The sequence below is a fragment of the Streptomyces sp. NPDC047000 genome (assembly GCF_040644295.1).
Taxonomy (GTDB): Bacteria; Actinomycetota; Actinomycetes; order Streptomycetales; family Streptomycetaceae; genus Streptomyces.
On record NZ_JBEYWE010000062.1, the window covers coordinates 1 to 8228 of the forward strand.

Genomic DNA, 8228 nt, shown 5'->3' on the forward strand with positions numbered 1-8228 from the left:
AACCCCAAGCCGTTCGTCTGGACGAAGACCGCCGACGACATCCTCGACACCCTCGCCGCATACTGCACACGAATTAACGACTCAGGACACTAGCGCGTCGGAGCAGGTCGCGAGAATCGAGAAGGAGACGGTGCAGCTATCGCCATCACGGCGGACTGCGACGGGCTCGTAGTGGAGCTGTCGGCGTGGCCTCCTGTCGTCTTTCGGGAAGAGCGAGAAGAACTGCCGCACCGTCTCTTCATCCAGCAGGAACCGACCCACCACGTACGGCCTTAAGGGGAGACCGAACGGCTCGAGGGACGGCTTCGAACTGAGCCAGCGATCTAGGTACATCCGCCGAACATCGACTGAGGCAACGGTGATCTCGTAGGTCCGTCTCACCACCAGTGACACGGCATCCTCCTGATGGTGCGAGGTCGCCCGCCCCTTCTCATCATGAGAGCTTGCACAGCTCTCGTCGTGCTGAACAGTTCAGACGGGGTACTCGATGCTGAAGCGGCTTGATGACGGGGAATCTACGTCTCGTGTGGGCGCAGATGTCCGGTCTCAAGTCGGCTCGGACCCTCACGAAGCGGACCGGGTGCCGGTAGCGGCCTGAGTCCACTGCTGTATCCGCGATGAACTCCGCTACATGGTAATGCCTTGTGTCCGCAGAGGCCGTGTGCGGATGACCTCGTGTCGCGATTGAGCAGGCCAGGCGTCGAGGCCGCGTTCGCGACGTAGATCGTCGGTCGTGTTGCTTTCCGCGGGGTTTGCTGTGATGCGGATCACCCGATGCTGGTGCGCGTGGGGCCGTGTTGTCAGTGGGGGCTGAGATCGTGCCTCCGTGAGCGAACTGGTTGAGCATGTTGATGAGCATGACCGCGTGTTGGGTGTCGTCGAGCGAGATGAGGCGGTGCGCGAGAACTGGCCGCATCGCATTGCAACAACGATCTGCCGTGACCGTGAGGGGCGGATCTTGGTGCTGCGACGGGCCGAGACGATGTCCCGGTTCCCGGGCCACTACGACGTGATGGTCGGCGGCGCCGTGGACGTGGGCGAGTCGTATGAGGAGGCGGCGGTCCGCGAGCTGGCTGAAGAGCTCGGCGTTCGCGTGTCGGTGCGCTTCCTGTTCAAGTTCTTCTGCCGGGAAGGGATTAGCCCCGTATGGTTCGGGGTGCATGAGGCCCTCTTGTCGGCGGAGTCCCTGGTCCCGGACCCGGGTGAGATCGGCTGGCTGGACTGGCTGACGGTTGCCGAACTGCGCGAAGTCGTTGATCAATGGTGCTTCGTTCCGGGAGGGCGGGAAGCTCTGCGCCGATATCTGGATTCCGGGTCCGACAGCGGTGCGGGCGAAGTGGCAGCCGGGTGATCGGCGATGCGGGTTGCCTTTCAGGGCGGGCGTTTCAGCTGCATGACCCGATCACTGTGGTTCGTGGTGCTGGAAGGCGCCTGACCTGGGTGGTTTCGGCGGAGGGTTCGCGGAGCCGGACGATCTCTTCGTGTTGTGCGGCGAGCCGGGCCAAGGCCTGAGTGCGGAAGTCGGTGAGCTCGTCGATCGTCTGTTCCGACTGGGTCAGCCGGTCTTTGAGCTTGGTGATCTCCTCCTTGAGCCGAATGATTTGGGCTTCGCGGGGGTCGGGAATCTCTCCGGCCTGGTGCAGGGCCTGGAGGCGCCGCTCGAACTCGACGCGGAGGTGAGAGTAGGGGCGGGTGCCGTAGAACGCGGTGCGGTCGACCGCGGCCTCGCCGGCGAGGGTCTTGATGTCGCACTTTCCGCTGGGCGGGATCTCACCTCGAAGGAGCCGGTCCATGGTGGCCCTGATGCGGTTCTCGTTCTCGGTTCGCTGGGCTGCGGAGATTCTCATGCGGAGACCTCGTTCATGCTGGTGCGGGCAGCGTCGATCTCGGCGACGACGCGGAGAGCTCGGTCGTAGTCGGCCTGAAGTCGGGTGCGTTCGGTCTTGCGTGTATTGCCGAGCTGGCCGATGAACGTCTCGGTGCGGTCGGCGTCGGCCAGGTGGGCGAGGCAAGCGGTGTGGCCGGGGACATGGATACCGCGGCAGCCGACCGGATCGGTGGCCGGGTCGGCGCCATGCCCGCAGTACGACCAGGAGGGAGGCTGGTGTGTGCTCATGACGTGGCGGCTCCACGGATGTGTGTCTGATGCCGGGTTTGCTGCGGCCTGGAAAATCCTGATTCCGTACGCGGCCGCTCGCGGTGTACGACCTGGACAAGCTCTCTGCGAGACTGCAAGCCTTGGTCAACCGCACCTGGGAATGGACGTATGCGGTCTTGCAAAAGACGCACCCGTACATCTTCACCGGCGACGAGCAGACCGGCCCCCGTAGTGTGGGGCTCGCTGCCGAAGGGAGCCGGAGACCGCCGGTCGGGGTCGACGCCGAAGTGCATAACTACGTGAGTCCAACCTCCTGGTGGCAGACCGGCGGCGATGGGCACGAACTCGTGGACCGAGGACGAGCGTTGTCAGACCCGGTTTCCCTCAGCGTCGATATCCATGACTAGCTCATGCCCTGCCTTCTCGTGGTAGTCGAGGATCAACAGGAGGCCACGCGAGAGAGCCCGTTCTTCCTGGACCATCCCCGCCTCCAGTAGCAGCCCTCGGGCGTCCGCCGCTTCGACGGCGTTGCTCGCGAGGAACGTCTCCGGATTGGCCACCTCCGCAAATCCCGCCAGAGTCTTGAAGCAGTACATCATCAAGTCCGCCGCGTCAGGGTGCGGCGAAAACGCGAGTGCTCTGCCGAGAGCCACAATCTCGTCGTATGCCGGTCGAGCTGGGAACGGCGTTCCGTCGGGAAACGTTGCAGGTACCTTGGGCCAGAATTCGGCAGCCGTTTCTTCCAGCATATTGACCGCACGGGCGCGGGCATCCTGTTCATCCGGCGGATTGACCGCGCGGGCGCGAGGATCTTCCTTCTTGGCGCGTCTTGAGAACAGACCCATAGGGGGCTCCTTGGGAGAAGGCAGCGGTGTGCTGCTGCCTGGGCCGGTGGGGCGCCCCGAGGCCAGCAACTGAGGATATCCGTCACCAGGCGGGCATGGTCAGCCTCCCCTACAACTATCGGGCCAGGCCACGAATTACGGGCCCTGTGCGCCCAACGAACGGCGCCGCGTACGCGTAGGGGCGAACTCCTGCCCGAACGCGTCTGGCCTACCGGTCAGGGAGCCGCCGAAAAATAACTTCTGGATCTTGTTGGGGGTTACGGGGGTGTGAGGTCGTGTCCGGCGATGGCGGCGAGTTGTTCGGCCGTGGTCACGGTGAGGCCCCCGGTGGGAACCGTGTGGCCGAGGGCGGCGAGGACGGGGGCGGCTTCCCGGAGGGTTGTGCCGATCCTGTTCTTGGACAGGCCGGTCGCCTCGGCGAGGGGTGCCTGTGTCATGGACCAGCGATTCTTCAGGAGGAAGACGACGAGGTGGTCGGCGGCGGACAGGCGTCGGCCGCCTGCGCCGGGACCGCCGTCGGGGCGTTTGCCGGGAAGCAGGACTGGGGGTGTTCGGCGAGGTAGGCGCGGTAGCGGGTGACGAGGCCGTCGAAAGCTGCGGGTTCAAGGCCGGTGAGGCTGGGGTGCCGGAGCCAGGCAGGGGTTTTGTCCCCAGGTGGGAACCGGCCGAAGGACGGGTCGCGGGGCGGCGGCGGAGCCGGCGGGGCGAGAGGTTCGGGACGCAGCGTGTAGTTCCATGTGCCGTGCCACTCGTGGGGGGTGAGCGGGAGGCGGTCCATGACCTCGTCGGGGACGGTGACGCCGGTGGGGTACTGGCCGGGGTCGAGCTCGGCGTGGACGGTGAGGCCCGCGCTTGTGGTGACCGCGACCCGGCTGCCGCCGCCGACGACGGAGCAGCAGATCCTCGGGGGAGCGCCGGCCCTCGGGCTGGGTCCTGTAGAAGCTGGACGGCGGCCGCCGTCCCGGCCGGGGCGTCATCCACGCCGTCGACTGTGAGGAAGCACCCGCCGGGGCGCCGCCGCTCACCCTGGAGAAGGCGCTGGACGCGGCAGAGCACCCCGGCATCCGGCTGTGCTCGCTGTGCAGTGCGGCGGCCGAACTCGATCCCATGCTCAAGGGGTTCGAACATGGCTTCGGCAGTCCGGAAAACGGAGGCAGGGAACCTTCGTGATCGTCACACTGGCGGGATGAGCTTGCTCCACGCCGACGCCTACGACCTCGACGACATGATGGTGCACCCTCGCCATCAGGCGATGCAGCCGGTCCTGGCTCAGCTCATTCAGCAGCTCCGCGACTGCGAGACGGCAGAGGCCGGGGTCGTTTTCCAACGGGACCTGCTTGCCCGCCTGCTGGACGTGGAAAAGGACTATGACGCGTTCAAGCGTGCCGCCAAGCGGATGCGCAGCGGCAAGGCGCCACACCCGGAGGCACCGGAGCCCCAGTCGGGCCGTGACCTCGCCGACGCGGAGACCTGGCGGTTCGAGCAGGAGGTGTGCGCCCGACTGGCCCGTCAACTGCGCTCTGTGGGTGACGCGCTGGCTTGGCGCGTCTTCGGCTTCCACCGCCCGTTCATCCTCGCCCTGTGCCGCAACCAGTCGCCCGGCATGATGTTCGGCAAAGCGGGACTGCCGGCAGAGCTCGAACGCTTCGAGAGCGCCTGCAAGGAGGACGGTGCGTTCGCGCTCCTGCACGACCTGACCAACTGCCTGCGCATCGGCGACCTCACGGTGTGGGACAGCGTGAATCCGCCCCGCACGGAAGAGATCAAGACCAACCCGAAGAACAGCAGGAGCGCGCAGCTACGGCGGATCAACCAGGCCCGCGCGGCGGTGCTGGACGGCGGCCCGCTGCCCGGGGACAACGCCTCGGAACTCCTTTACGACCTGGACCTGCCGCTGCGCACCCACCTGGACGTGCTGCGCGACGCCATGGAACGAGCCACGACCGAGGGCATCTACGCGACGCCGGTGCCCGGCAGCCGGGCCCTGTTCGTCTTCGACCAGTACGCATGCGCCCAGCAAGGCCTGTCGTCCGAGCAGTTCAACGAACGTCATCAGCACGCCGTCGACGGCGCTCTGCAACGGGCAGGGATCGCGGCCGGCCGGGAGGACCACAACATCTATGTCACCAGCCTGGACAGCACGGCCCGCGACCCGCTGCGGGTGCCCTGGGCGAACTACCCGCTGCATCCGGTGACCTGCGCCCGCCTGATCGGCGACTACGCCGTGGCGACCGTGGAGACTTCCGGTCCCGTACTGACCCGTCTGCTCCAGGCCACCGGCCTGGACGCCCGCTGGGTCCGCCCGCCGGGCAAAACGGACCACCTCGAGCAGGGCGAGGTCGTCATGGAGATCCACCAGCAGGAACGCTTGCGGTCCGTGACACTGCCGGGCGGTGTGACGATGACACCGGGATGGACACTGCAGATGCGCCGCTCCGAGCTGGACCGCTATCTGATGGAACTCCTGCAACCAGGCACGTGGGCCGCGGGCATCAAACACATCCTCGCCGCACGGCAGGCCGGGCAGCCGTGGCCGCACTACCGCAACGAGCACGAGATCTGGTTCTAGGTGGCGCGCTCCACCACGCACTGTTCGATCCAGCGGGCCAGGACGCTCAGGGTCGCCAGGTGCTCCAGCGCCTCCTGTTCGGTCCAGGTCACCGCATCCTCGTGAGCGGCAACGTTGCGCAGGGCGAGGAAGGCACCGGCCGCGAGGTACTTGGCGCCTTCCTGGCGGGCGCGCCATGTAGGTGTGTTGCGGTCGCCGTCGAATCGCAGGCGCGGTTTGCCTGCGACGGGGTCCTTCATGTCGAAGGCCTGCATGCACAAGTCCGTCTCGCCGATGTCGTGGCGTCCCAGCTTCTGCTGGAGTCGGCGGTTGACGGTGCGGGCAGCGGCCAAGACGGCGTCCTGCCGAGCTTCTGCGCCCCACAGCGGGGCGGCCGGCTCCCACACCCAGGGGTGGAACTGGTCGGCGGGCAGCGTGGGTGCATCCGGTACGAGCCGGGCGGCCCATTCCTCCATGTCGGCCAGAATGCCCAGGCCCCGGTGGACCTCGGGTCTTTCCCCAAGGCCGGGAAGTTAGTGTTTTCGCAGGTCCTGCAAGCGCGTTGAGGGTTCGAGGCGAAAGCACAACGGAGCTCGTTGGTACAGGCAGTCGACCAAGACAGCTTGTACGTGAGGAGCTTCGTTGCGGGTTCATTTTGCCCTGCCGTCCGCGCTTACGGCCATCACCCGTACGGTGACCGTGGCGGCGGGCCGGTTCGCGCCGGGCCATCTGGGAGAGCTGACCGCCGTGGTGCCGTTCGAGCTGGTGGACGCGGTGCTGTCGGAGACGCGGACGGTGCAACGGCGGCTGCGTGATCTGCCGTCCCGGGTCGGGATGTACTTCCTGCTCGCAATGTGCCTGTTCCCCGAGGTCGGCTACCGGCTGGTCTGGGACAAGCTCACCGGCGGTCTGGCCGGGATGCCGGTGGCCTCGCCGAGCGCGAAGGCGCTGCGGGACCTTCGTCGGAGGCTGGGGGCCGCGCCGATACGGTCGTTGTTCGAGGTGCTCGCCGGTCCGCTGACCCGCCCGACCACGCCGGGGGTGCGCTTCGGTGCCTACCGGACCGTGTCCTTCGACGGCTGCAGCTCGCTGCGGGTACCCGATTCGCCCCGCAACCGAGCCTGGCTCGGACGCACAGCGCATCACGGCTATCCCACGCTGGAGCTGATGACCCTGGTCGAGACCGGGACAAGATCCCTGATCGGCGCAGTCTTCGGCCCCACCGACGAGGGCGAGACCGCCTACGCCTGCCGACTGCTGCACCTGCTGAGGCCCGACATGCTGGTGCTGTGGGACAAGGGCTTGGACGCCAACGCCTTCCTCGCCCGGGCAACCGCGACCGGCGCGAAGGTCCTGGGCCGACTCCGCAGCAACCGGCGCACCCCGGTCCTGGCCCGTCTCCATGACGGCTCCTACCTGTCGGTGATCGGCACCGTCAACGTCCGGGTCATCGACGCCGAGATCACGGTGACCTGCGCCGACGGCACCGTCTTCACCGGCTCCTACCGGCTGGTCACCACCTTGACCGACGCACGCCGGCACCCGGCCAGGGCGCTCGTCGACCTCTACCACGAGCGCTGGGAACACGAGAGCGCGTACTACGCGCTCCGCCACACGATCCTGGCCGGCCGGAATCTCCGCTCGGGCGACCGGGCCGGCCTCGAACAGGAGATGTGGGCCCTGCTCACGCTCTACCAGGCCCTACGGGCCGTGATGGTCGAGGCCGCCGAGTCAGTCCCCGGCACCGACCCCGACCGCTGCAGCTTCACCGTGGCTCTCCAGACCGCCCGCGACCAGGTCGTCCAGGCCATCGGGATCGTCCCCGAGGAACCCGGCTCCCCAGGCCTGATCGGCCAGCGGGTGCTGGCCCGACTCCTCGCGCCCCGCCGCCACCGGACCAGCACCCGCAAGGTCAAGTCCCCGATGTCCCGCTACAGCGAGCGACGCGACGACGGCCGCCCCAACCGCAGCCGCGTCATCACCGACCTCACCGTCACCGTCCTCGAACCCGGCCCCGAACAACCGCCTTTGCCTGCGGTCTCCCGCGATGACCGCTACACCATCCCGGCCCAGCGCCGACGACACCGAATTCTCGCCCTGCTGCAGGACGACCCGACCCGCCTGTGGAGACCCGCGGAGATCGCCGCCCACTTCGGCGACATCACCCTGCACACCATGTATCGGCAGCTGTCCCGATGGGCCGAAACCGGACTCATCCACAAGCTCGGACCCGGCCTCTACGCAGCCACAGCCTGGACCTCAACCCCCTTGCCACCTGCACAAACACGCTAACTTCCCGGCCTTGGGGAAAGACCCGTCATCCAGGGCGTGGTTCCAGGTCTCTGCCTGTGCGGTCGTCACGATCGGGGGCTTCCCCGCACGGATGTGCCCCCGCCGTCGGGGTCACTCCTTCGAGGGGCGGGCGGGCAGAAGCCGCCCGTGACAGCCCTCTGCCCGCTACACTCCCACCGCTTTGCGTTCCCCCAGGTCAAGCCACGAAGTACTGCTGGAGTACTAGTCACGCAGGCCTGGCCGTGCCAGTTCTCCTATGGTCGTCTCCAAAGCCTCGAGTGTTGGTAGGAAATGCGGATGCTCGGCGCCGTAGGCAACCAGGTTGCTCGCTGCTGCGAGAAACGCCCGCACGGAAGATTTCAAGTCCAGTGAGACGGTCGTGACGCTATGAGGTTTGTGGTGCGGGTTCCCTGCGCTTGGCCGGGTCGTTGATCCATGCCTGCTG

The 8228-nt window shown here is 67.2% G+C and carries 8 protein-coding genes and 2 pseudogenes; 4 read left to right on the forward strand and 6 right to left on the reverse strand.

The window, feature by feature from the left end; genetic code table 11:
- Window positions 1-81: 81 nt before the first annotated feature.
- Window positions 82-393 (reverse strand): hypothetical protein, encoded by a 312-nt coding sequence (locus ABZ862_RS38055; protein WP_360969087.1) that lies wholly within the window; start codon window positions 391-393, stop codon window positions 82-84.
- A 433-nt stretch (window positions 394-826) separates the two neighbouring features.
- On the opposite strand from ABZ862_RS38055, the gene ABZ862_RS38060 reads away from it, so the two are divergent.
- Window positions 827-1351, forward strand: coding sequence for an NUDIX domain-containing protein (locus ABZ862_RS38060; protein WP_360969090.1), 525 nt, complete (start codon window positions 827-829; stop codon window positions 1349-1351).
- A gap of 34 nt (window positions 1352-1385) precedes the next feature.
- Here the strand turns inward: ABZ862_RS38060 and ABZ862_RS38065 are convergent, their stop codons facing one another.
- The 4 genes and pseudogenes from ABZ862_RS38065 to ABZ862_RS38080 all read right to left on the reverse strand — a co-directional run.
- Window positions 1386-1847: a hypothetical protein gene (locus tag ABZ862_RS38065; protein ID WP_360969093.1), complete on the reverse strand. Its 462-nt coding sequence runs from the start codon at window positions 1845-1847 to the stop codon at window positions 1386-1388.
- Window positions 1844-2116: a hypothetical protein gene (locus ABZ862_RS38070; protein ID WP_360969096.1), complete on the reverse strand. Its 273-nt coding sequence runs from the start codon at window positions 2114-2116 to the stop codon at window positions 1844-1846. Before ABZ862_RS38070 ends, ABZ862_RS38065 begins: the two co-directional genes overlap by 4 nt.
- A gap of 350 nt (window positions 2117-2466) precedes the next feature.
- Window positions 2467-2943 carry a hypothetical protein gene (locus ABZ862_RS38075; protein WP_360969099.1) on the reverse strand — a complete coding sequence of 159 codons (477 nt, stop codon included), beginning with the start codon at window positions 2941-2943 and terminating at the stop codon, window positions 2467-2469.
- Window positions 2944-3200: 257 nt separating this feature from the next.
- Window positions 3201-3802, reverse strand: a pseudogene (locus ABZ862_RS38080) (ISAzo13 family transposase); the annotation flags it as partial.
- 13 nt (window positions 3803-3815) lie between these two features.
- Between ABZ862_RS38080 and ABZ862_RS38085 the strand changes: the two are divergent.
- Window positions 3816-4113 (forward strand): annotated as a pseudogene (locus tag ABZ862_RS38085) (DUF6233 domain-containing protein); the annotation flags it as partial.
- Window positions 4114-4129: 16 nt separating this feature from the next.
- On the forward strand, window positions 4130-5512 hold the full coding sequence (locus ABZ862_RS38090; RefSeq protein WP_360969102.1) for a hypothetical protein: 1383 nt from the start codon (window positions 4130-4132) through the stop codon (window positions 5510-5512).
- Here the strand turns inward: ABZ862_RS38090 and ABZ862_RS38095 are convergent.
- Window positions 5509-5967, reverse strand: a complete 459-nt coding sequence (locus ABZ862_RS38095; protein ID WP_360969105.1) for a TIGR02391 family protein — start codon at window positions 5965-5967, stop codon at window positions 5509-5511. The two genes, ABZ862_RS38090 and ABZ862_RS38095, sit on opposite strands and share 4 nt — an antisense overlap.
- A 166-nt stretch (window positions 5968-6133) precedes the next feature.
- Here ABZ862_RS38095 and ABZ862_RS38100 point away from each other — a divergent pair, with 166 nt between their 5' ends.
- Window positions 6134-7783 carry an IS4 family transposase gene (locus tag ABZ862_RS38100; protein WP_360969108.1) on the forward strand — a complete coding sequence of 550 codons (1650 nt, stop codon included), beginning with the start codon at window positions 6134-6136 and terminating at the stop codon, window positions 7781-7783.
- Window positions 7784-8228 lie beyond the last annotated feature (445 nt).

Coding starts and splice junctions, on each gene's coding strand:
- ABZ862_RS38065 (WP_360969093.1), bottom strand. CDS start 1,847: ATGAGAATCTCCGCAGCCCAGCGAACCGAGAACGAGAACCGCATCAGG.
- ABZ862_RS38070 (WP_360969096.1), bottom strand. CDS start 2,116: ATGAGCACACACCAGCCTCCCTCCTGGTCGTACTGCGGGCATGGCGCC.
- ABZ862_RS38075 (WP_360969099.1), bottom strand. CDS start 2,943: ATGGGTCTGTTCTCAAGACGCGCCAAGAAGGAAGATCCTCGCGCCCGC.
- ABZ862_RS38090 (WP_360969102.1), top strand. CDS start 4,130: ATGAGCTTGCTCCACGCCGACGCCTACGACCTCGACGACATGATGGTG.
- ABZ862_RS38095 (WP_360969105.1), bottom strand. CDS start 5,967: ATGGAGGAATGGGCCGCCCGGCTCGTACCGGATGCACCCACGCTGCCC.